The organism is Lacticaseibacillus boliensis (assembly GCF_054784775.1).
On sequence record NZ_BAAIHN010000025.1, the window covers coordinates 1 to 20769 of the forward strand.

Genomic DNA, 20769 nt, shown 5'->3' on the forward strand with positions numbered 1-20769 from the left:
AAATACAGTGTGGTGGCGATGGCGAGAAGGATACACCTGTTCCCATGCCGAACACAGAAGTTAAGCTTCTCTACGCCGAGAGTAGTTGGTGGGTGACTGCCTGCGAGGGTAGGAAGCCGCCACGCTGTTATATTTATTCCGGATTAGCTCAGTGGTAGAGCACCTGACTGTTAATCAGGGTGTCGTCAGTTCGAGCCTGACATCCGGAGTTGCATGGAGAGTTGTCCGAGTGGCCGAAGGAGCATGGTTGGAAACCATGTATAGGGGCTTTACCTCTATCAAGGGTTCGAATCCCTTACTCTCCGTTGATTGCAAATGGCCCGTTGGTCAAGTGGTTAAGACACCGCCCTTTCACGGCGGTAACATGGGTTCAAATCCCGTACGGGTCACTTATAGACATAAATGGAGGATTAGCTCAGTTGGGAGAGCGTCTGCCTTACAAGCAGAGGGTCACAGGTTCGAGCCCTGTATCCTCCATTTTTTTGTAATTACGGTTCCATGGTCTAGTTGGTTAGGACGCCTGCCTGTCACGCAGGAGATCACGAGTTCGAGTCTCGTTGGAACCGTACCGGATGCGCTCACCACTGGTGGGCGTTTTTTGTTTGCGGTAGAATTGTAGAAAAAGGAGTCTGTGATGACGATCAATAAAGCTTCTGTGGGCGTCTTGAGTTTTTTGCAAATCATTATTCTCCCACTGTTATACCCAGGCGTAGCAACCATCGACTGGTCTTGGCAGTTAGGGTGCGCCTTGGCACTGGTCTTGGCGCTATCACTGATGCACAGCCAATGGCGCCTGAGCTGGTGGTTGATCGCCGCCGGTGGTTTCGGGGTGTTGGCTTGTGTGGGCCAATGGCGCTTATTGCCGTTGGTAATCGCCCAGATCCTCTTAACCGCATTGGTCAGCACCCAAGACTTGACACCGCAATGGGAAGCAACGGCTTGGATGCTGGTCACCTTCTTCGTGCAGGCTTTCTTATTGTATTTGGTCATGCACACCTTGACACTACAGGTGCTCGTGATGCTCGGCTTAGTGACTTTGCCGGTGGTGGTGGCAATTTGGGGAGATCGCATGCCGCTGGTCGTGATGGTGGGGTTGCTGGTCGTGATCACCGCCGTCGGCTACTGGTTGCAACAGTTTACCCTAGTGGCGGCGGTCGGAACGCTCATCGTGGCGACTGTCACCTCAAGCCGCTTTTTGCGCCCGCGGGCATCATGGTATGCTGTCAGTGGCATTGTGATTGCACTTATTTTCATCTTGGCGCGGTTACACGGGTGATAGTCGTCGCCAAAAGACGTGAACAGTGGTATATTAATTAAGTTGCAATACACTTCCCGATGGGGTCCAGATTGGACATGCCTTGTAACCGATAATCATAAGGGGGAAACACACACATGCAGGAACGTCACTTATTCACGTCGGAGTCTGTTTCAGAAGGCCATCCCGACAAAATTGCTGATCAAATCAGCGATGCTATTTTAGATGCTATTTTAGCGCAAGACCCACAGGCGCACGTCGCTTGCGAAACCACCGTCACGACCGGCCTGGTACTGGTCGTTGGCGAAATCTCCACCAGCGCTTACGTTGATATTCAACATATCGTTCGCGATACGATTCGCGAGATCGGCTACACCAAGGAATCTGGTTTCGATCCGGATTCTGTCGGGGTGCTCGTTGCGCTAGATGAACAATCACCCGACATCGCTTTGGGGGTCAACGACTCTTACGAAGCCAAGGAAGGTCTGACCGATCCGCTGGATAAAATCGGCGCCGGTGACCAAGGGATGATGTTTGGTTACGCAATCAACGAGACCAAAGAGTTGATGCCATTGCCGATCCTTTTGTCGCACCACTTGATGCAAAAAATCGCGGCGTTGCGCAAAGAAGGGACGATCAGCTACTTGCGTCCCGACGCGAAGGCTCAAGTCACTGTCGAATACGATGATGATGAAAAGCCGGTTCGTGTCGATACCGTTGTGGTGTCGACACAACACGACCCTGATGTGTCGCTCGAGCAGATCCGTAAAGACGTCGAAGATCAGGTGATCCGTGCGGTGATCCCGGCTGACTTGTTGGATGACAAGACCAAGATCTACGTCAACCCAACCGGGCGCTTCGTTCTTGGTGGCCCGCAAGCCGATTCCGGTTTGACTGGGCGTAAGATCATTGTCGATACTTATGGTGGGTTCGCTCGTCATGGCGGCGGTTGCTTCTCCGGCAAAGACGCTACGAAAGTCGACCGCTCGGCTTCGTATGCGGCCCGCTACATCGCTAAAAACGCCGTTGCGGCTGGTTTGGCTGATAAGTTAGAAGTGCAGCTGGCCTATGCGATTGGGGTTGCCCAACCGGTTTCTGTTTCTGTTAACTGCTTTGGCACCAACAAGATTGCCGAAGACGTGATCCAGCAGGCAATCCGCGAGAATTTCGATTTGCGGCCTGCCGGAATTATCAAAATGCTTGACCTGCGTCGGCCGATCTATAAGAAGACGGCTGCTTATGGTCATTTTGGACGTACAGATGTTGATCTGCCTTGGGAACACCTCGATAAAGTCGAGGCGCTGGCCAAGTACTTAGATTAAACGAGAAAAGAGGCGTTCACCCACCGCGAGGTTGGTGAACGCTTTTTTAATGGAAAAGGGAGGCCTATGAAGAAGAAATCAACGAATGTTGCCGCTGTTACCGTCGCGCTGTTCATCGCGACATTTATGACGGCGGTCGAAGGGACGATCGTGGCGACTGCACTACCGACGATCGTTTCAGAACTGCACGGCGTCGAGCTGATGAATTGGATCGTGTCCATCTACCTGCTGACTAACGCCATGGCGACGCCGGTGTTTGGCAAGTTGGCCGATCGCATCGGGCGCAAGCCGGTGTTTGAAGTGGGCTTGGCGGTTTTTGTCTGTGGGTCGTTGCTGTCGGGGCTGGCACAATCGATGCCGGTGTTGATCGTGATGCGCGCGCTTCAAGGCATCGGGGCCGGTGCCATCATGCCGGTAACCTTCACAATTATTGCAGACATTTATCCCTTTGAACAACGCGCCAAAGTTCTTGGCTTCAACGGGTCAGCCTGGGGGATCGCAGCGCTGGTGGCGCCGCTTCTTGGGGGCTTTATCGTTCAACAATTGTCGTGGCATTGGATCTACTTCATCAACGTCCCGATCGGAATCGTCACGATGCTCATCGTTTGGGTGGCGTTACAAGAAGACTATCAGCCGCAAAAAACGCCGGTCGACTACTGGGAAACGTTCTGGCTCGTCGTTGGGTTGCTCTTGTTGCTGTTAGGTTTTCAGGCGTTGGCGACGCCACACGGGGGCCTCAAATTGCTCGCCTTTTTAGTGGCCGCTGCGATCGCTTTGTGGCAATTCGTGCGCCAAGAGCGCAAGGCCCAAGACCCGATCATCGATCTGCACTTGTTTGCTAATCGCGCGTTTGTGGTCACCAATGTCGTGGCGGCGTTGGTTTCTGGTTTTGTCATCGGCTATGAAACCTATATGCCAATGTGGGTGCAAGGCGTGTTGGGCAAATCTGCGGCGTGGGGTGGTTTTGCCATCACCCCGAGTTCGCTGATGTGGATCGTCGGCTCGTTTGTCGCCGGACGCCTGCTGGTGATGACAACGCCTAAACGCATCATCAACCTGGCGCTGGCCGTCTTGCTGGTCGGCAGCCTGGTGTTGGCACTGGTGCCACAAACTACGCCGTATTGGGCCTTTTTGGTCGTTGCCTGCGGCTTGGGGTTTGGTTTTGGGACGATCATCACCACCACCACCGTTCGCGCTCAAGCCGTGGTGTCTAAAGACACGGTCGGCGTTGCGACCAGCTTCAACACGCTGTCTCGAACGCTGGGTCAGACGCTGATGGTAGCGGTGTTTGGGGTTATTTTGAACCTGCAGATGGTCAACGGTGTTGCCAGCAATCACCACTTGAGCATGGCTATGCTCAATCAGCTGATCGATCCGCAAAAGGCCAAGACGCTACCGGTGGCGTTGGTGCCGGCGCTACAAAAGATCTTGTATGCAGGGTTGCACGGCATCTTTTGGGGCACGGTGGTCGTGGTGGCCCTGGCGCTGGTCGTCAATGCCTTTGACCGCGATCAAGTCATGGTGGATGCAGATTAATGACGACAACAAAGGCGCCTTGCGAATTCGTCGCAAGGCGCCTTTTTAGCCGTGAGGCACGAGTCTTGGCGACATCAGCCACCAAATTAATTGCAACCCGCCCAATGCGATCAAGTAACCAGCCATAACGTCTGTGGGGTAGTGGACGCGCACATAGATGCGCGACAGGCCGATGGCGATGATGATGAGCGTCAGTAGCAACACCGCCATCAAGCGGCGACTGCCATGTTGTGTGATGATTGCCAAGATGATGAGACTGCCACCCAGTGCCATGGCGGCAGTGGCGTGGCCGCTAGGAAACGAGAAGCCGCCGGCGGTCGTGAGTGGGTGGATGGCCGGGTCCGCGATAAAAGGGCGTGGGCGCTGCAGCCAGGTCTTGAGCAGATGGTTAAGCAGATTCAAAGCACTGACATTGATACCGACGAACAACGCCGGCCAATACGCCCGTCGCCAGCTTAGCCACAACATGATGATGATCGTCATTCCCGTGACGGTGGCGGGATTGCCCAGGCTGGTGATGCCAAGCATCACCTGATCCAGCCAGGGGCTACGGGCACTGGTAACCACGGTGATGATCGGGTTGTCGAGAGTCGGTAGCCAGGTTGCGTGCTGATAGACTGCAAGCACTAGCGGGGAGGCCGCCAGCCACGCACATAAGGTGATGAGAAGTGGGGTTTTTGAGCGTGTCATAAGGAACTCCTTTTTTCAAGAAAAGCGGGTCGTTTCGTTCAATCGTAGCATAGTTTTGGCGGCAAAGGCTTGTTTGTCGGTTAAGAGTTTGCTATCATTGACCCAATATCAAACGAACAAAGGACTAGTAATCCGGCTGCGGGACAGCAGGGATCAGGCGGCCACTGCGAGCCTGACGGGCAGAAGATGAACTCACCTTTGCGTTGTAGACGTGAATTCAGTAGCGACTACCGGCAGACCCGTTATCCAAATTAAGCGCTGCGTCAGCAGAACTTAGGTGGTACCGCGGTGAAAGCCGTCCTAATTAATAGGGCGGCTTTTTGTATCCTCATACGCACCGTTCGTTTGACCAATCTTAGGAGGCAATATTGATGGCATACGATCACAAGGCGATCGAAAAGAAGTGGCAAAGGTATTGGGCTGAACACAATGAGTTCAACACAACAACTGATCCTGATAAGAAGAATTTTTACGCGCTGGACATGTTCCCTTATCCTTCAGGTCAAGGGTTGCATGTTGGGCATCCAGAAGGCTATACCGCGACAGACATTACTGCGCGGATGAAGCGGATGCAAGGCTTTAACGTGTTGCATCCGATGGGCTGGGATGCTTTCGGCTTGCCTGCGGAACAGTATGCCTTGAATACCGGTCATAACCCACGGGAATTCACGAAGAAAAACATCGAAAACTTCAAGCGCCAGATCAATAGTTTGGGCTTTTCCTACGACTGGAATCGTGAACTTTCTACGACCGACCCGAATTACTATAAGTGGACGCAATGGATCTTCGAGCAACTGTACAAGCACGGTTTAGCTTACGAAGCTGAGATCCCCGTTAACTGGAGCCCGGATCTGGGTACCGTGGTTGCCAACGAAGAAGTTATCGACGGCAAGACCGAACGTGGTGGTTTCCCCGTTGTTCGCAAGCCAATGCGCCAGTGGATGTTGAAGATCACCGCCTATGCAGATCGCCTGTTGGAAGACCTCGACGATCTTGATTGGCCGGAAAACATCAAGCAGATGCAACGCAACTGGATCGGCCGTTCGGTCGGGGCCCAGGTGACCTTCAAGATCGCCGATTCCGATAAGACCTTCGACGTGTTCACGACGCGCCCAGACACCTTGTTCGGGGCGACTTACACCGTCATGGCACCGGAACATGACTTGGTCGATGCCATCACGACACCGGAACAAAAGACGGCGGTCGCAGAATACAAGGCGGCGATCGAACACAAGTCTGACCTGGAACGCACGGATCTGAACAAAGATAAGACCGGGGTGTGGACAGGCGCTTATGCCATCAACCCGATCAACGGTGAAAAGCTTCCGATCTGGATCTCCGATTACGTTTTGGCCAGCTATGGTACCGGGGCCATCATGGCGGTGCCTGCCCATGATGATCGTGACTACGCGTTCGCCAAGAAGTTTGGGCTGAAGATCACGCCAGTCATCGAAGGCGGCGACATCGCAGATGCGGCTTACACCGGCGACGGTGTGCACATCAACTCCGGCTTTTTGGATGGGTTGAACAAGGCTGATGCCATCGACCGGGCGATCGCCTGGCTGGAAGACAAAGGCGTTGGCGAAAAGCACGTGAACTACAAGCTGCGCGACTGGGTTTTCTCCCGTCAGCGTTATTGGGGCGAACCGATCCCAGTCATCCACTGGGAAGACGGCGAAACCACACTGGTACCAGAAGACCAGCTGCCACTGATGTTGCCTGAAGAAGCCGACATTAAGCCGAGTGGTACCGGGGAATCCCCGTTGGCCAACCTTGACGATTGGGTTAATGTGGTTGACGAAAATGGGCGCAAAGGTAAGCGGGAAACCAACACCATGCCGCAGTGGGCTGGTTCTTCTTGGTACTTCCTGCGCTTTGTTGACCCACACAACAAGGAAGCCTTGGCTGATTACGACAAGCTCAAAGAATGGTTGCCGGTCGACCTGTATATTGGCGGTGCGGAACATGCCGTGTTACACCTGTTGTATGCCCGGTTCTGGAACCTGTTCTTATACGACATTGGCGCGATCCCGAACAAGGAACCCTTCCAGAAGTTGTATAACCAAGGGATGATCCTCGGCGACAATCACGAAAAGATGTCCAAGTCCAAAGGCAATGTCGTCAACCCAGACGATGTCGTCGAGCAATACGGTGCCGACACCTTGCGGCTGTACGAGATGTTTATGGGCCCGCTGGACGCCGGGATCGCTTGGAGTACGACCGGGTTGGCTGGTGCCCGTAAGTTCCTCGATCGGGTCTATCGCACTTTCATCGATGACGAAGGCAAGATGCGCGATCACATCACCACCTTCAATGACGGCAAGCTCGACAAGGTTTATAACGAAACCGTCAAGAAGGTCACCGAAGATTTCGAAGATCTGCACTTCAACACGGCGATCTCGCAGATGATGGTCTTCATCAACGACGCGCAAAAAGTTGACGTGCTACCTTATGAATATGTCGAAGGCCTCGTTAAGATGCTCGCCCCGATCGCACCACACTTGATGGAAGAAATCTGGAGCAAGCTCGGCCACGACCACAGCCTGACCTACGAACTATGGCCGACTGTTGATGAATCCAAGCTGGTCACCGAAACGTACCAGTTGATGGTTCAGGTCAACGGCAAGCTGCGTGGCCACATCACCGTTGATGTTGACACCGATGTCGACACGATCAAGGCGGCGGCCAAGCAGGTCGATAACGTCAAGAAGTTTATCGCTGGCAAGACGATTGTCAAAGAAATCGTTGTGCCAAAGAAGATCGTGAACATCGTCGTTCGTTAATTGAATGCCTAAACCCGTTGCTATCATGGCAACGGGTTTTTTGGTTTGACATGACAAGTCGCCGGCGTGCGTTGAAAGCCGCGGCACTTTCAATTAAAATAGGAAAGATAGTGCATTGATTGGAGCGGCGCGGAAAAATATGGATAAACAAACACAGGCGAAGCGCCCACAGCGCTCGGCCAAAGAACAAATGTTGCGCGGCTCGGCTTGGATGACCGCCGGCAGTATTTTCTCCCGGATCTTAGGGGCGATCTACATCGTGCCATGGCGGATCTGGATGGGGGCGGCGTTTTTGACCGCCAATGCGTTATTCACCAAAGGCTATCAGATCTACAGCGTCTTTTTGATCATTGGAACGGCCGGGATCCCCAGTGCGATTTCCAAACAGGTCGCGCATTACAACGCGATGAATGAATACCGGACGGGGTTGCGCCTGTTTCGTTCGGGTGTGCTATTGATGGCGGTGATGGGCGTCTTGTCGTGGGCGGTGTTGTGGCTGTTTGCCCCGATCTTGGCGGTTCACGATGTGGCGTTGACGCGCATCTTCCGCTCGTTGTCGTGGCCGCTGTTGTTGATCCCGTTGCTGTCGATCTTGCGTGGGTTCTTCCAAGGCTACAATGAGATGGCGCCTAGTGCGATCAGCCAATTCATCGAACAGGTCGCGCGCATCGTGTATATGTTGTTGATGACGTTCATCATCATGCGGCTGGGCAACCATGACGTGGTGGGCGCCGTCGCCCAATCGACGTTTGCGGCGTTTGTCGGAGCGGTATTTGGCCTCGGGTTATTGGTGTTTTATCTCATTAGCCAGCGGCAACGTTTCTCAGAGTTGGCCCAAGGTAGCAGTGATCAAATCAAGATCTCTGTCGGCCAGATCCTGATCGACATCTTCAAACAAGCGGTACCGTTCATCGTTTTGGATTCTGCAATCAATCTGTATTACATTATCGATCAGTACACGTTCAACCCGATGATGCAGTTCCGCTTTCTCGTGTCCAAACAACGTCTGGATGAGATCTACGCGTTGTTTGCCGGTAACGCCAACAAGCTGATCATGATCGTGGTCAGCCTGGCGGTTGCCATGGCGGTGACGGCGTTGCCGTTGCTCGCTGCTGCGGCGACACGCGGCGATCGCAAGGAAGTTGCCGCACAGATCACGAGCACCTTACAATTGTTTTATATGGTGATGATCCCGGCTGCGATCGGGATGGCCGCGATCGCGACGCCGCTTTACGTTGTCTTTTACGGTTACGACCAGCTTGGGATCCGGATGCTTGAATTGTCGAGTCTGCTGGCGATTTTGTTGGGGTTGTTCACGGTGTTGGCGACGCTATTACAAGGTCTGTTTCATAACAAACTGGCGATCGGTGAGATGCTGGTGGGATTTGCCTTGAAGTTTACCTTGCAGTGGCCGCTGATCTACTTTTTCAATGTATATGGCCCGACCTTGGCGTCAATGGCGGGGATGCTGGTGACGTGTGTGTTGATGATGCGCTCGTTGCGTGTCCGATACCACTACAAGGCCAGACAGACCATGCGGCGGCTGGCGGGGATCACGGCGTTTTCGCTGTTGATGTTCATCGTTGTGCGGACGATCATCATGGCACTCAGCCTGGTCGTCTCGCCACAGCGTGCGCTTTTTGCAATTATTATGCTGGTGCTTTCTTTGCCGGCTGGGGTCGCGGTCTACGGCTATGCCGTGTTGAAGACCCGCTTGGCAGACTTTGTGGTCGGCTCACGCGTCGCAGGCATCCGCCGGCGGCTACACATTAGGTGAAAAACATGCGTTTAGATAAATATCTCGCTCATCTGCAGGTGGGCACCCGTTCAGAAGTGAAGCAATTGATCAGAAACAAAAAGGTGACCGTCGATGGTGCCACTATTCGCGATCCCAGTTACGCCCTGGCAGAAGACGCAACAGTTGTTGTCGCCGGCAAACGCATTAGCGGCGAGCTCGATGTGCTGTACATCATGAACAAGCCGGCCGGCGTGATTACCGCAACGACAGATGCCAACGCCAAAACGGTACTCGATCTGATCGCGCCTGACGACCGGCGTCCCGGATTATTTCCCGTGGGTCGCCTAGACAAGGACACGACTGGTTTGTTGCTACTGACGACTGACGGTGCCTTGGGTCACGCACTGTTGGCGCCCAGCCGACATGTCGCTAAGACTTACGTGGCCAGCTTGGATGCTGAACTGACGCCTGATATGATGGCCCAGCTCGAAGCCGGCGTAGTGTTCAAAGATTTTACCAGCGCACCGGCCGAGGTCACCTTGCGCGATCCCAAGACCGCAGCCATCACCATCCACGAAGGCAAGTTCCACCAGGTGAAGCGGATGTTTCATGCTGTCGGGGTTGAGGTCATCACCTTGCAGCGCGTCGCCATGGGTGACTTGCGGTTGCCGGCTGACTTGCCTGCAGGAAGTTATCGGGCTGTTACCACCACGGAACGTGCGCAGCTGACAGCACAGTAGTATGAGTCTCAGACAATCACTGTCCGGCAGCGTCAGTGTGTCGTTGGTAGTAGACCAATAAGCTGACGGGTGCGGGCGAAAGCGACTCCAGCAGGTTTCAATCTGTCGTGGAGAGGGTGCTCGGCGGAGCTAACTTCGTCTGCGACGAAGTGGATCTCCACCTGCGCTTGGCTGTAAGCGACAAGTCGCTAACAGCAATCTCACCACGTCAGATTGACCTGCTTCCATCACTTTCACCCACACCCTAGATTCTGTGTATCAGGATAGTTTGATGTATCGGACAAGGTCTATTCATTCAATCATGAATAGACCACTCACAACTAATATCGCTGGTCGCTATTAAATTTCTCCAGTCTTGGAAACCACCACTTTGAATTTTTAGGACGCAAATGTAAGGACGGGGTGCGCGGAAGACAGATATGGCTCAGGCGCGACATTGTTGTTGGCGGTTTACCGCCTACAACAACGGCGTCGAGGGAGATCCACTCGTAGCGTAGCGGAGAGTTAGCTCCCGAGCGCCGCGCACCGTTCCAGCCATATCTGTCTGGAGTGCACACCGTCCGGCCCTATACCACCCTCCAAAACACATCCCAAAGAAGACTTACGTTGCCGGACAACGATAGCGTTGAATGTGCACCGTTATCTGGAAAGATAACGGTGTTTTTTTGAATAAGACAACAAAAAAACTCCCAGCTTTTAAAGCTGAGAGTTGAACGTTATGCCGCAAACAGGAGTCGAACCTGCACATGGATAACCATACAGCGACCTGAACACTGCGCGTCTGCCAATTCCGCCATTGCGGCATTGCATAACGTTGTTGTGAACTTAACAACGAAAACTAGTATATCAAGGTTTGTGGGGTCTGTCTAGTCCTAAGCGCAAAAAAGTTGCCGCACATGGTTGGGTCGATGCTGTACAATTGGCTTGAGGTGAGCTTATGCAAACAATCGATCGTTCAATCGTAGAAGAAGTTGTTCGCCCGCGGGCGGAAGAAAGTCATAAAGGCAATTACGGGCGGATCTTGGTGGTTGGCGGCAACGCCCAGTATGGCGGGGCAGCGATTTTATCTGCCAGCGCGGCGGTGTATGCCGGCGCCGGCTTGGTCAGCGTCGCCACTGCGGCGGTGAATCGCTCGGCGTTGCACGCACGGCTACCGGAGGCGATGATCCTGCCTTTTGATGATGCTGGTTTGCCTGCGTTGATGCAAAGCCAAGACGTGATCGTCGTCGGCCCGGGACTTGGGGTCGATGCGCAGGCGCTGTCCGTGTTACAACTCGTTTTTGCCAATGTGCAACCGCAACAGGTGCTGATCATCGACGGCTCGGCGATCACGCTGGTGGCTGAACATCACATGACACTGCCAGATGCCAAATTGGTGTGGACACCCCACCAGATGGAATGGCAACGGTTGTCAGGCATTGAGATCGCAGCGCAGACGCCGGCGGCTAATCACGCGGCCGCCGCCAAGTTGCCTGGGGTAGTCATCGTGAAGTCGCACCGGACGCAGGTGTTTGCAGCCGATGATGCGTATCGTAACTCGGTCGGCAGTGCCGCGATGGCCACAGGCGGGTCTGGCGACACGTTGACGGGGATCTTGGCCGCCTTCATCGGTCAGTTTGGTTACCACAGTCGGGTGATTGCAGCAGCGGTCTATACGCATAGCGCAGTGGCAGATGAGCTGGCAGCGACTCAATACGTGGCGTTGCCAAGTCAGGTGATTGCGGCGTTGCCGGCGTACATGGCGCGGGTCAGCGGTAAATAATTGTCGGAAAAAGCCGAACAATGGCAGAATGATGAGAGTAAACGATGCGGTTATGGTAGAATGGCTTTATCATACAAAAAGGTAGGACTACAGGATGCAAGTTATCGTAACCGTAATTGGAACCGACAAGGTCGGAATCATCGCCAAGGTCACCACGAAAATCGCCGCGTTGGATGTGAACATTCTCGATGTATCACAGACGATCATGCAAGGCGCCTTCACCATGATGCTGTTGGCAAAACTGCCTGAAACGGCAGATTTTGGGGCGTTTAAAGGCGAATTACAGACACTTGGGAAAACAATTGGTGTTGAGATCAAAGTCGCGCGCCAAGAAATTTTTGACGCGATGCACAAGCTGTAGAACAAGGAGAGCCTATGGAAACCAATCAGATCAAAGAAACCATCCAGATGATTGCCGAAGAGAATCTGGATATCCGCACCGTGACGATGGGGATCTCGTTGCTGGATTGTATCACTGGCGACACCAAGACAACCGCCCAGAAGGTGTATGACAAGATCGTTACCAAGGCTAAAGATCTGGTGCCGGTGGCAAATGCCATATCCAGTGAATTCGGGATTCCGATCGTCAACAAGCGGATCAGCGTGACCCCGGTAGCAATGCTCGCTGGTGCTGACCCTAAACCTGATTTCTTGCCGTTGGCCAAAGCGATGGACGACGCGGCCAAAGCTGTGGAGGTCGATTTGATCGGTGGCTTCTCAGCAACGGTCCAAAACGGGTGTACGCCGGCCGACTTGGCGTTGATCAGCCAAATTCCGGCGGCACTAGCGGCGACGGATCGCGTCTGCTCCAGTGTCAACATCGGTGCGAGCCGCTCCGGGTTGAACATGGATGCAGTACGCCTGATGGGCGAATGCGTCAAAGACATTGCGGCGATCGATCCCAAACTGGCGATGAAGCTGGTCATTTTCTGCAACGCAGTCGAAGATAACCCGTTCATGGCCGGCGCTTTTTGGGGCGTCTCTGAAGGAGACGTCGCGATCAACACTGGGGTTTCTGGCCCAGGGGTGGTTCAGCGCGCCATCGCTGATCAGCCAGACGCGAGCTTCGAGGTTATCTGTGAGACGATCAAGAAGACGGCGTTCAAGATCTCGCGGATGGGGCAGTTTGTCGGTAAGGTGGCGGCCGAGCGTCTCAGTGTGCCATTTAACATCGTGGACTTATCATTGGCACCGACACCAGCACCTGGCGACTCTGTGGCCGAAATTTTAGAGACTTTAGGCCTGAGCCATGTCGGGACCCCTGGGACTACGGCGGCGCTGGCTTTGCTGAACGATGCCGTGAAAAAAGGTGGCGTAATGGCTGCCGAGCGTGTCGGGGGCTTGTCTGGGGCGTTCATTCCGGTATCAGAAGATGCTAACATGATCAAGGCGGCAGAGGCCGGTCACATCACGTTGGAAAAACTCGAGGCAATGACGGCGGTTTGCTCCGTCGGTCTCGACATGATCGCGGTGCCTGGCGACACGCCGGCGACGACGATTTCTGGGATGATCGCAGACGAAGCCGCCATCGGGATGATCAACAACAAGACCACGGCGGTGCGGGTGATTCCTGTGCCGGGTAAAGGGGTCGGCGAGTCAATCGAATTTGGTGGCTTATTCGGCTCCGCGCCGATCATGGCGGTCAACACCGGCGATGCCTCTGTCTTCGTCAACCGTGGTGGTCATATTCCAGCCCCAATCCACAGCTTCAAAAATTAATTGATAGCACTGCTACACCACGACGATCGTGGTGTAGCAGTGCTTTTTTTCACCTCTGTTTGCGAATTTGTGGTTGGAGGTGAGGAGATGTTTATTGCCATGAACGCCAAGACTCAACTGGTGCAATTGCACACGCACGAAGAAGCGACCCGCTTGCGAGGCAATGCTTTTTATTGTCCTGCCTGCCGGCGCCCTGTGCGGATCAAAAACGGCGCGGTGATGCCGGCGCATTTTGCCCATATCGGGCCTGCGTGCGAAGCGGCGAGTGAAGGCGAAAGCGCAGATCACCTAGCAGGCAAGCGGTGGTTGGCGGGGTTAGGAGAGCGGTTGGGATACCACGTGGCCTTGGAGACGTATTATCCGGTAATCAAACAGCGTGCCGATGTGGTGTGGATTCGCGAAGACACGACGTTGGTGCTTGAGTTTCAGTGCAGCCCGTTGAGTGGCCCGCGGTTACAGGAACGTACCGCTGGTTACCAGAAGTTGGGATTAACGTGTGTGTGGATCATGGGACCACGCTACCACACCAAGCGCCCTGGCAACCTGCAGGCCAAATTTTTGCAGTCGCAACAACCAGGGGATTATCACCTGTGGTTCAGCAAGGGGCAGTCTCTGGCGCGCTGGCAATGGCGATCGGGTGGCTATACCATCACCCGCTATGACGGCGGCCCGGTACAGACACAGATGGTTAACGTGAGCCAGTCCCGTTATCAAGCCGCGCGCCTGGTCGTTAATCAGTTGCGTCACCGCGATCGCCGCGTCATGCGCTTGCAGGCAGAGGCGTACCAACAGCACCGAAATCTAGCAGGGGTGCCATGGGTCGTCCACGATGGCATGGCAGGTGTGCCGGGATTGCGGAAGCCGGAGTGGCAGTTGCGGACGCACTGGTTGTTGCAGTTTGGTGATGGGGATGTTGACCGTCCAAGTGAGCAAGCTTTTTGGCGGGAGGAAGCAGACCCTGCCTTGACGCCGTTGGTCGATGCGCAGGCACTGATGCGGGTCGTCGCAGATCGTTGGCATCACGAGCTGCAACGTGCAGGCTTGTTGGCAACGACGGCCACTGGCTGGCGGTGGTTGCGTCCGGCTGAGTGGTATCCGGACTACGAGCACAAGCTGGCGGCGCTCAACAAGGCATAACGCGACAAAAAAAGCCATCCGCAGATTCGCGGATGGCTTTGGCGGTTACAGGACATGTAGACGTTTTGGCTGCGTGAGCGTTGCCAGTTTGGTACAAACCGTCTTGAGACGTTGATAATTCGGGGTACAACCCAGCCGCCAGCCGGCGTTGTCATCAGCTTGGGGATTGAAGACGACGACGTTTGGTGCTTCTTGCACGCCCATCTCTTGGGCTAAGGTAAAATCGTCGTTGAAACAGTCAGTTGGTGTCAGGCTTTGACGGTCTTGAGCAAAGCCTTCTGGGTTCAGCCCCAGTCCGTGGACACAGGCCGCGGCAAACGCCGGATCATAGGTGAAATCGCCATCGAGAAACATTTCTTGTTCCGCGAGCAACAACGCTCGCGCTTTTTGGTTGCCTTGAAACTGAGCGGCCTTGAAATCCAAGGCCACTTGGGTGGCGGCATCGAAGAGTTGATTGCGTAAAATGAGATCGGTCGTATCTAGTCGTAGGGCCTGCATCAAATCGTCGATGATCCGAAAATTCAGGAGCATGACAAAATGCAAGTCGATGTGGGTATTGGTTTCTTCAGCAAGTCGGGTCACTGCCGCTTCGGTTTCGCGACACTGCGTCCCAAGGGGATTGACGAAAAGGAAAACTTCTAGCACGGCTTGGCCTCCAATGTTAGGTTACCTATACTTTACCAGATTACTGCCAGAAAACAATTATTTTGCTCGAGTGTGCACTTTTGCGCGCTGGATCTTGTTCTGCGGGGCTGAGAAAGTGAGTTGTAGTTGCTTGCCGAGACGCTTCCAGAAATTTTGGGCGGTGGCGGCATCATGATATTCAAGTTCCACCTCCCAGTCGCTAAAGCCGTCGGGATATTGTGTCTGGTCGAGGGTCAAAAGACCGGCTGGTAGTTGGGCCAGTCGGCGCGTCGTGGTCGCTTCTGCAAATGGGCGCAACGACTTGAAGTCGACGCCGAGGCTAACGACTTCCGCTTCGACCTGACCACCAGCAACCAACATGTTGCCAGCAATAGGATCAGTGTATTCCAACAGCTTGCGGTCCGGTCCTGCTGGAACCTTGAGCGTCTGCTCAGCGTGATCAACGAACTGTCTGGTGCGCAGGCCACAACCGCGTTGTCGTAGCGCTTCATCGACGGTATCGAAATACCGATTGGTCTGTGTGAATGGGTCAGCAAACGTATAGAGGGACAAAAGCGTGACGACTTGTGCCGCTGGGAGTAAGGCTTTGAATTCTTGTTCAGCTTCGATCGACATGAGACATCCCTTTCTGTCCGGTGAGAGCCGGTTTTCACGTTGATTATATGGTAAACTAATGAGAGATTAAAGCAAAAGATTCGGAGGCGCGGCAATGCAACGTGATTGGGATAGTTTTTTGATGCCGTATCAACAGGCGGTCAGCGAGTTAAAAATCAAGTTCCGCGGGATGCGCAAACAATTCCAGCAGGCGAATGAACATACGCCAATCGAATTTGTGACAGGGCGCGTCAAACCGGTGGACTCGATCATCGAAAAGCAGTCGCGCAGATTCATCTCTGACGACTTGCTCGAACAAGATATGCAAGACATCGCAGGATTGCGAATCATGTGCCAGTTTGTTGAAGACATCTATCAGGTTGTTGACTTGTTGCACAAGCGCACCGACTTAAAAATCGTCGAAGAGCGCGATTACGTCACCAATGTCAAGCCATCCGGCTACCGATCATATCATGTCGTGATCGAATATCCGGTACAACTCGTCCATGGTGAGAAGAAATTGTTGGCCGAGGTCCAAATTCGGACGATGTCGATGAACTTTTGGGCAACGATTGAACACTCCTTGAACTATAAATACCAAGGTGAGTTCCCAGATGAACTCAAGGCACGGCTGAAACGCGCGGCGGAGGCCAGTTTTATGCTGGACGAGGAAATGTCTGAGATCCGTGAAGAAATTCAAGAGGCTCAGCAACTATTCTCCTATGGCAAAGGCCAAAACGTGCCGATGGCCAGAGATCGGGATAAAAAGGATGACTAGTATGCGGATCGCCATCATCAATAATTCAAACAGTCAGTCCATGGTCGCGGCGGGCGAGCTGACAGAAAAGCTGACCGCCGCTGGCTTCACCATGGACAAAGCCCATCCCGATGTCGTGATTACCGTCGGTGGGGATGGCACCTTGTTGGGGGCGTTTCACCGGTATGCAGAACAGCTCGACACCGTGCGCTTTATCGGGGTCCACACCGGGCATCTGGGCTTTTACACCGATTGGCGCGACTATGAAATCGACGAGTTGGTGCAGGCGTTGAAGAAAGATTCCGGCCAAAGCGTGTCATATCCGCTGCTGGATGTGTTGGCGGACTACGAAGACGGTACCACGTCGCACTACTTGGCCTTAAACGAAGCGACGCTTAAGCGCCTGTCGGGGACGATGCGCTGTGACGTTTATATCAAAGAGAACTTCTTTGAAAGCTTCCGTGGCGACGGCCTCTGTGTGTCGACGCCAACCGGGTCTACGGCGTACTCGAAGTCTAATGGCGGGGCGGTCATTCACCCACGTTTGGATGCGATGCAGGTGACCGAGATCGCGTCGATCAACAACCGGGTCTTCCGGACGCTGGCCGCACCGATGATCCTGGCGCCGGATGAATGGGTGATCTTGCGCCCAGAGCCGTTTCAAGACTACTTGATGGGCATCGACCAGTTCAGCATTACACCACAATTAGTGACGTCGATTCGCTTCCGGATCGCAGATGAACGCATCCATTTTGCTCGGTACCGGCACATGCACTTCTGGGATCGTGTGGAAGATGCTTTCATCGGAGCCAAAAAGTGAGGCTGGCGTGGACTTACACCGACGCGGTGCCGGTGAAGCTGTATGCTTTTTTGCGGGCGCTGGGACTAGCACGGGCGCAGATCAAACGCGTTAAATTTCACGGCGGTGCGATTTTTGTGAACGAGCAACCGGAACATACGAACTTTATCGTACACCAAGGCGACCGCGTGGTAGTTGAACTTGCGCCGGATGTCGAGTCCGACAACGTCATTCCCTATCCGGCACCGATCGCTATCGTGTACGAAGACGAACACTTCCTGGTCGTCAACAAGCCGGCAGGGTCTGCGTCGATCCCAGACGTTGCCAAAAGCCCGGACACGATGGCCAACCGCGTCAAGGCGTATCTGCAGGCTACCAACGCGCCTAGCGCCGCCATTCACGTGGTGACGCGCCTGGATCGCGATACCAGTGGCTTGATGCTGTTTGCCAAGCACAGCCTCGCTCACAGTCTGATCGACGCGCAGTTGCACACAGACAAAATGGTGAAGCGCTATATCGCCTTGATTGCCGCCGGTCGATCCTTGGCGCCTCATGGTTGGCTGGTGTTGCGGCTGGGGCGGACGACCGATTTTTACATGCACCGCGGCGTCGTCCTTGATGGTAAGGTGTCAGTGACGGAGTATCAGATTCAACGCCGCATTGGCGACATGTTGCAGGTGTTGGTGACACTGCACACCGGACGCACACACCAGATTCGGGCACACTTTGCCGCCATCGGGCATCCGCTATATGGCGATGACCTTTACGGCGGCCAGCTCGGTGGCATCGATCGCCAGGCGTTGCATTGCGCAGAACTGACCTTCTGGCACCCGTTCCTGCAACGCCAGATCCACCTTACCGCGCCACTGCCGCCGGATATGCAGGCGCTGATCGCGGCGCAAAGCTGACATGCGAATATGATCAGAGAGCAAAGCCGCCTTAAGACATCGTGTCGCGATGTCTTAAGGCGGCTTTTGGTTATTCCAGTAGCAGCTGGTTTGCCGGGATCGAGAAGCTCGTGACTGTCTGGCGCTGATGATGGCTGGTGACGACCTCATAGGCAAATTGGACGGTCGCATTAGCAGGCAGCGCGTGGCGCTGGCCTTGCGAGTCGCGATACTGGCTGGCAAACGTCGACTGAAAGCGTGCAGTTGTGGTGGCCCCAGTCGTGACTGCCAGGGTGCTGCCACCGACACCGAGATCGAGGTCACCCACGGTGTGGCCGTTGACGAGGACTTTGCCGGTGGAGACCCAAGCGGCTTCTTTGAGGTAGCGCGCCAGCGTGGCGTCGACTGATTGGAAGCTGGTTTGGTAATCCAAGACGAAGGTTTCGCTGGCAGCTTGGACTCGGGTCAAGGCAACCGTCACCGGTTGATGATCGAGCGTGAGCGTTTTGGTAGCGTTCAATAGCCGAGTTTGGGTGCGGTAGTCCGCGGTTTGCAACCCGTTAAAATGCAGCGCGTTATCTGAACCATTGATGTGGCTTAGGGTAAGGTCGAAGTGGGCGAGTTTGACGTTACCAGTAGTCGGCGGATAAAAGGCTAACACTTGGCGGTAGTGACCGACGCTGACCTTGCCAGCAGTGCTTCCGGAGATGTCGTACAGCTTGGCCATGCCAGGGGCGTGGACATCCACGACTGGTGACTTCAACGCATCGGGGTCAATGCCTTGGCCTTGGTAGTCCACCAACACCGCGATCACGCCGGCGGTTGCCAACGTGCCGATCGGTTGGACCTTGATCCCGTTGACAGATTGGGCGGGAACCTTAAGCGCGTGATAATGCTGGGGATTGTCTAGATCACCCAGCACATGGTTGATTGTCGGGTCGAGATGCTCTTCAGTTGTTAACGGCTGATCGAGGAGTTGCTTGTACGCCGGCACAAGGCCACCGGCTTGTAGCGTCACCGGTGCCATCAGTCCGACGGTCGCCATTAAAATCGCGGTGACTAGCAAACCACGACGGATGCGTCGCTGATGGCGCCGCGGCTGGGCCTGGCCGACGCCAGTGGCGATCGCCGCATTGACCAGATTTTCTGGGACGGGAATTTTATCAAAGGCCGTACTCATGATGGACCGCTCCTTCCTTGCGCAAAAGTGCCAACCCACGGTTCAAGCGACTTTTCACTGTGCCTAACGGTAGGTGTAGACTTTTGGCCACCGCCGCTAGCGGCAAGTCGTTGTAGTAATACAAGACGATGACTTCTTGATACCGTCGTGGTAGGCGGGCGAGATCCCGCGTCAGATCCGCGTGCAAGTCGCTGGCCGCTGCCGTGTCTGTGACCGGTGCAGGCGACTGATATGGGGGCTGGCGCCGGTACATTTTGAACGCACAATTCATGACGATACGGATCAGCCAAGTGTCAAAGTATTCGGGATGTTTCAGTTTATGAATATTCAACATCGCCTGCAACGATGCCTCTTGCACGGCATCTAAGGCGTCAGCCTGATTGTGTAAGTACAGATAGGCGGTGCGGTAAAGCTTGTCATTGCGCGCTTGCAACAACGCTACCAAAGCGGCCGTATCGCCTGCTTGCGCGCGGTGGATCAATGCAAGATCCATAGGCTCACCTCCAAGTGATTCAAACACACATTAGTACCACCAATGGTCCAAAAGGTTCCCAATCCTACTCAATTCTTTCGCAAATAAATGATCACTGTCCGGCAGCGTAAGTGTCTGTTGTTTTGTAGACCGGTAAGCTGCCGGGTGCGGGTGAAAGTGACTCCAGCAGGCTTCAATCTGTCGTGGAGAGGGTGCTCGGCGGAGCTAACTCAGCTTCGCTGAGTGGATCTCCACCTGCGCCTTGCTGTAAGCGACAAGTCGCTAACAGCAATCTCACCACGTCAGATTGACCTGCTTCCGTCACTTTCACCCACACCCTAGATTCTACGTATCAGGATAGTTTGAGGTTATGGACAAACGGGTCAACTCGGTGATTATAACTAATCCGTTCTTAGTTAGATGTACTGTCAGCCACTAGTCCATTTCTACTCTCTTGGAAATTGCCGCTTCTGGTGACGCAGGACGCTAATGTCAGGGTTTGGGGTGTGGAGGCCCGAGATGGCTCAGGCGCGGCTTTGTTGTTAGCGGCTTGCCGCTTACAACAAAGGCGTCGAAGGAGATCCACTCGTAGCGAAGCGGAGAGTTAGCTCCTGAGCGCCTCGCACCGTTCCAGCCATCTCTAGGGCCGGAACACACCAAACCCGACCTATACCACTATCTCAAACACATCCCAAAGAAGACTGACGTTGCCGGACAACGATTGCAAGAGTATCTTGGTATGAAAAAACCTCG

The 20769-nt window shown here is 54.3% G+C and carries 18 protein-coding genes, 6 tRNA genes, 1 rRNA gene, 1 riboswitch and 1 other annotated feature; of the genes, 19 read left to right on the forward strand and 6 right to left on the reverse strand.

The window, feature by feature from the left end:
* The first annotated feature begins 8 nt into the window (after nucleotides 1-8).
* The 9 genes from rrf (at nucleotide 9) to ACYVRB_RS10270 (ending at nucleotide 4113) form a co-directional block, all read left to right on the forward strand.
* Nucleotides 9-125, forward strand: a 5S ribosomal RNA gene (rrf, locus tag ACYVRB_RS10230).
* A gap of 12 nt (nucleotides 126-137) precedes the next feature.
* Nucleotides 138-209: transfer RNA gene (locus ACYVRB_RS10235), tRNA-Asn, on the forward strand.
* A 6-nt stretch (nucleotides 210-215) separates the two neighbouring features.
* A tRNA-Ser gene (locus ACYVRB_RS10240) sits at nucleotides 216-305 on the forward strand.
* Between the two features lie 12 nt (nucleotides 306-317).
* Nucleotides 318-389, forward strand: a tRNA-Glu gene (locus ACYVRB_RS10245).
* Between the two features lie 15 nt (nucleotides 390-404).
* Nucleotides 405-477: transfer RNA gene (locus tag ACYVRB_RS10250), tRNA-Val, on the forward strand.
* Between the two features lie 15 nt (nucleotides 478-492).
* Nucleotides 493-566: transfer RNA gene (locus ACYVRB_RS10255), tRNA-Asp, on the forward strand.
* Nucleotides 567-634: 68 nt separating this feature from the next.
* Entirely contained in the window at nucleotides 635-1276 is a 642-nt protein-coding gene (locus ACYVRB_RS10260; RefSeq protein WP_461215205.1) for a hypothetical protein, read from the forward strand.
* 37 nt (nucleotides 1277-1313) lie between these two features.
* Nucleotides 1314-1395: riboswitch (SMK box riboswitch) on the forward strand.
* The gene (metK, locus tag ACYVRB_RS10265) at nucleotides 1393-2577 is read left to right on the forward strand and encodes a methionine adenosyltransferase (RefSeq protein WP_461215206.1); all 1185 of its coding nucleotides are present in this window, start codon (nucleotides 1393-1395) and stop codon (nucleotides 2575-2577) included. It overlaps the preceding riboswitch by 3 nt.
* A 66-nt stretch (nucleotides 2578-2643) precedes the next feature.
* Complete coding sequence (locus ACYVRB_RS10270) at nucleotides 2644-4113, forward strand: MDR family MFS transporter (RefSeq protein ID WP_461215207.1); 1470 nt, start codon at nucleotides 2644-2646, stop codon at nucleotides 4111-4113.
* A gap of 45 nt (nucleotides 4114-4158) precedes the next feature.
* Here the strand turns inward: ACYVRB_RS10270 and ACYVRB_RS10275 are convergent, their stop codons facing one another.
* On the reverse strand, nucleotides 4159-4803 hold the full coding sequence (locus tag ACYVRB_RS10275) for a phosphatase PAP2 family protein (protein WP_461215208.1): 645 nt from the start codon (nucleotides 4801-4803) through the stop codon (nucleotides 4159-4161).
* 110 nt (nucleotides 4804-4913) lie between these two features.
* Nucleotides 4914-5109, forward strand: a binding site (T-box leader).
* 65 nt (nucleotides 5110-5174) lie between these two features.
* Between ACYVRB_RS10275 and leuS the strand changes: the two genes are divergently transcribed.
* The 3 genes from leuS to ACYVRB_RS10290 all read left to right on the forward strand — a co-directional run bounded on the left by leuS (nucleotide 5175) and on the right by ACYVRB_RS10290 (nucleotide 10064).
* Nucleotides 5175-7586, forward strand: a complete 2412-nt coding sequence (gene leuS / locus ACYVRB_RS10280) for a leucine--tRNA ligase (RefSeq protein ID WP_461215209.1) — start codon at nucleotides 5175-5177, stop codon at nucleotides 7584-7586.
* Between the two features lie 139 nt (nucleotides 7587-7725).
* On the forward strand, nucleotides 7726-9363 hold the full coding sequence (locus ACYVRB_RS10285) for a putative polysaccharide biosynthesis protein (protein WP_461215210.1): 1638 nt from the start codon (nucleotides 7726-7728) through the stop codon (nucleotides 9361-9363).
* A 5-nt stretch (nucleotides 9364-9368) separates the two neighbouring features.
* The gene (locus ACYVRB_RS10290; RefSeq protein ID WP_461215211.1) at nucleotides 9369-10064 is read left to right on the forward strand and encodes a pseudouridine synthase; all 696 of its coding nucleotides are present in this window, start codon (nucleotides 9369-9371) and stop codon (nucleotides 10062-10064) included.
* Nucleotides 10065-10783: 719 nt separating this feature from the next.
* Here the strand turns inward: ACYVRB_RS10290 and ACYVRB_RS10295 are convergent.
* Nucleotides 10784-10867: transfer RNA gene (locus ACYVRB_RS10295), tRNA-Leu, on the reverse strand.
* A gap of 134 nt (nucleotides 10868-11001) precedes the next feature.
* Here ACYVRB_RS10295 and ACYVRB_RS10300 point away from each other — a divergent pair.
* The 4 genes from ACYVRB_RS10300 (at nucleotide 11002) to ACYVRB_RS10315 (ending at nucleotide 14682) form a co-directional block, all read left to right on the forward strand.
* A complete protein-coding gene (locus ACYVRB_RS10300) occupies nucleotides 11002-11826 on the forward strand; it encodes an NAD(P)H-hydrate dehydratase (RefSeq protein WP_461215212.1) in 825 nt (274 codons plus the stop codon).
* Between the two features lie 94 nt (nucleotides 11827-11920).
* The gene (locus tag ACYVRB_RS10305) at nucleotides 11921-12187 is read left to right on the forward strand and encodes an ACT domain-containing protein (RefSeq protein WP_461215213.1); all 267 of its coding nucleotides are present in this window, start codon (nucleotides 11921-11923) and stop codon (nucleotides 12185-12187) included.
* 14 nt (nucleotides 12188-12201) lie between these two features.
* Entirely contained in the window at nucleotides 12202-13545 is a 1344-nt protein-coding gene (locus ACYVRB_RS10310; RefSeq protein WP_461215215.1) for a PFL family protein, read from the forward strand.
* 87 nt (nucleotides 13546-13632) lie between these two features.
* Entirely contained in the window at nucleotides 13633-14682 is a 1050-nt protein-coding gene (locus tag ACYVRB_RS10315; protein ID WP_461215216.1) for a competence protein CoiA, read from the forward strand.
* 45 nt (nucleotides 14683-14727) lie between these two features.
* On the opposite strand, the gene ACYVRB_RS10320 is transcribed toward ACYVRB_RS10315, so the two are convergent.
* Together ACYVRB_RS10320 and ACYVRB_RS10325 are read right to left on the reverse strand one after the other, a co-directional pair.
* Entirely contained in the window at nucleotides 14728-15327 is a 600-nt protein-coding gene (locus ACYVRB_RS10320; RefSeq protein WP_461215217.1) for a DsbA family protein, read from the reverse strand.
* Nucleotides 15328-15384: 57 nt separating this feature from the next.
* Complete coding sequence (locus ACYVRB_RS10325) at nucleotides 15385-15942, reverse strand: CYTH domain-containing protein (protein WP_461215219.1); 558 nt, start codon at nucleotides 15940-15942, stop codon at nucleotides 15385-15387.
* 94 nt (nucleotides 15943-16036) lie between these two features.
* On the opposite strand from ACYVRB_RS10325, the gene ACYVRB_RS10330 reads away from it, so the two are divergent.
* Genes ACYVRB_RS10330 through ACYVRB_RS10340 form a run of 3 tightly spaced genes read left to right on the forward strand, consistent with a single transcriptional unit; the run spans nucleotide 16037 to nucleotide 18385 of the window.
* A complete protein-coding gene (locus ACYVRB_RS10330; RefSeq protein WP_461215220.1) occupies nucleotides 16037-16699 on the forward strand; it encodes a GTP pyrophosphokinase in 663 nt (220 codons plus the stop codon).
* 1 nt (nucleotide 16700) lies between these two features.
* The gene (locus tag ACYVRB_RS10335; RefSeq protein ID WP_461215222.1) at nucleotides 16701-17498 is read left to right on the forward strand and encodes an NAD kinase; all 798 of its coding nucleotides are present in this window, start codon (nucleotides 16701-16703) and stop codon (nucleotides 17496-17498) included.
* Entirely contained in the window at nucleotides 17495-18385 is an 891-nt protein-coding gene (locus ACYVRB_RS10340; protein ID WP_461215223.1) for an RluA family pseudouridine synthase, read from the forward strand. The genes ACYVRB_RS10335 and ACYVRB_RS10340 overlap by 4 nt, the downstream gene beginning before the upstream one ends.
* 70 nt (nucleotides 18386-18455) lie before the next feature.
* On the opposite strand, the gene ACYVRB_RS10345 is transcribed toward ACYVRB_RS10340, so the two are convergent.
* The gene (locus ACYVRB_RS10345; protein ID WP_461215225.1) at nucleotides 18456-19544 is read right to left on the reverse strand and encodes a hypothetical protein; all 1089 of its coding nucleotides are present in this window, start codon (nucleotides 19542-19544) and stop codon (nucleotides 18456-18458) included.
* A complete protein-coding gene (locus tag ACYVRB_RS10350) occupies nucleotides 19528-20037 on the reverse strand; it encodes a sigma-70 family RNA polymerase sigma factor (protein WP_461215227.1) in 510 nt (169 codons plus the stop codon). The genes ACYVRB_RS10345 and ACYVRB_RS10350 overlap by 17 nt, the downstream gene beginning before the upstream one ends.
* Nucleotides 20038-20769 lie beyond the last annotated feature (732 nt).

Bases quoted from the DNA above. Each gene is read 5' to 3' on its own strand.
- ACYVRB_RS10260 (WP_461215205.1), top strand. From the start codon at position 635: ATGACGATCAATAAAGCTTCTGTGGGCGTCTTGAGTTTTTTGCAAATC.
- metK (WP_461215206.1), top strand. From the start codon at position 1,393: ATGCAGGAACGTCACTTATTCACGTCGGAGTCTGTTTCAGAAGGCCAT.
- ACYVRB_RS10270 (WP_461215207.1), top strand. From the start codon at position 2,644: ATGAAGAAGAAATCAACGAATGTTGCCGCTGTTACCGTCGCGCTGTTC.
- ACYVRB_RS10275 (WP_461215208.1), bottom strand. From the start codon at position 4,803: ATGACACGCTCAAAAACCCCACTTCTCATCACCTTATGTGCGTGGCTG.
- leuS (WP_461215209.1), top strand. From the start codon at position 5,175: ATGGCATACGATCACAAGGCGATCGAAAAGAAGTGGCAAAGGTATTGG.
- ACYVRB_RS10285 (WP_461215210.1), top strand. From the start codon at position 7,726: ATGGATAAACAAACACAGGCGAAGCGCCCACAGCGCTCGGCCAAAGAA.
- ACYVRB_RS10290 (WP_461215211.1), top strand. From the start codon at position 9,369: ATGCGTTTAGATAAATATCTCGCTCATCTGCAGGTGGGCACCCGTTCA.
- ACYVRB_RS10300 (WP_461215212.1), top strand. From the start codon at position 11,002: ATGCAAACAATCGATCGTTCAATCGTAGAAGAAGTTGTTCGCCCGCGG.
- ACYVRB_RS10305 (WP_461215213.1), top strand. From the start codon at position 11,921: ATGCAAGTTATCGTAACCGTAATTGGAACCGACAAGGTCGGAATCATC.
- ACYVRB_RS10310 (WP_461215215.1), top strand. From the start codon at position 12,202: ATGGAAACCAATCAGATCAAAGAAACCATCCAGATGATTGCCGAAGAG.
- ACYVRB_RS10315 (WP_461215216.1), top strand. From the start codon at position 13,633: ATGTTTATTGCCATGAACGCCAAGACTCAACTGGTGCAATTGCACACG.
- ACYVRB_RS10325 (WP_461215219.1), bottom strand. From the start codon at position 15,942: ATGTCGATCGAAGCTGAACAAGAATTCAAAGCCTTACTCCCAGCGGCA.
- ACYVRB_RS10330 (WP_461215220.1), top strand. From the start codon at position 16,037: ATGCAACGTGATTGGGATAGTTTTTTGATGCCGTATCAACAGGCGGTC.
- ACYVRB_RS10335 (WP_461215222.1), top strand. From the start codon at position 16,701: ATGCGGATCGCCATCATCAATAATTCAAACAGTCAGTCCATGGTCGCG.
- ACYVRB_RS10345 (WP_461215225.1), bottom strand. From the start codon at position 19,544: ATGAGTACGGCCTTTGATAAAATTCCCGTCCCAGAAAATCTGGTCAAT.
- ACYVRB_RS10350 (WP_461215227.1), bottom strand. From the start codon at position 20,037: ATGGATCTTGCATTGATCCACCGCGCGCAAGCAGGCGATACGGCCGCT.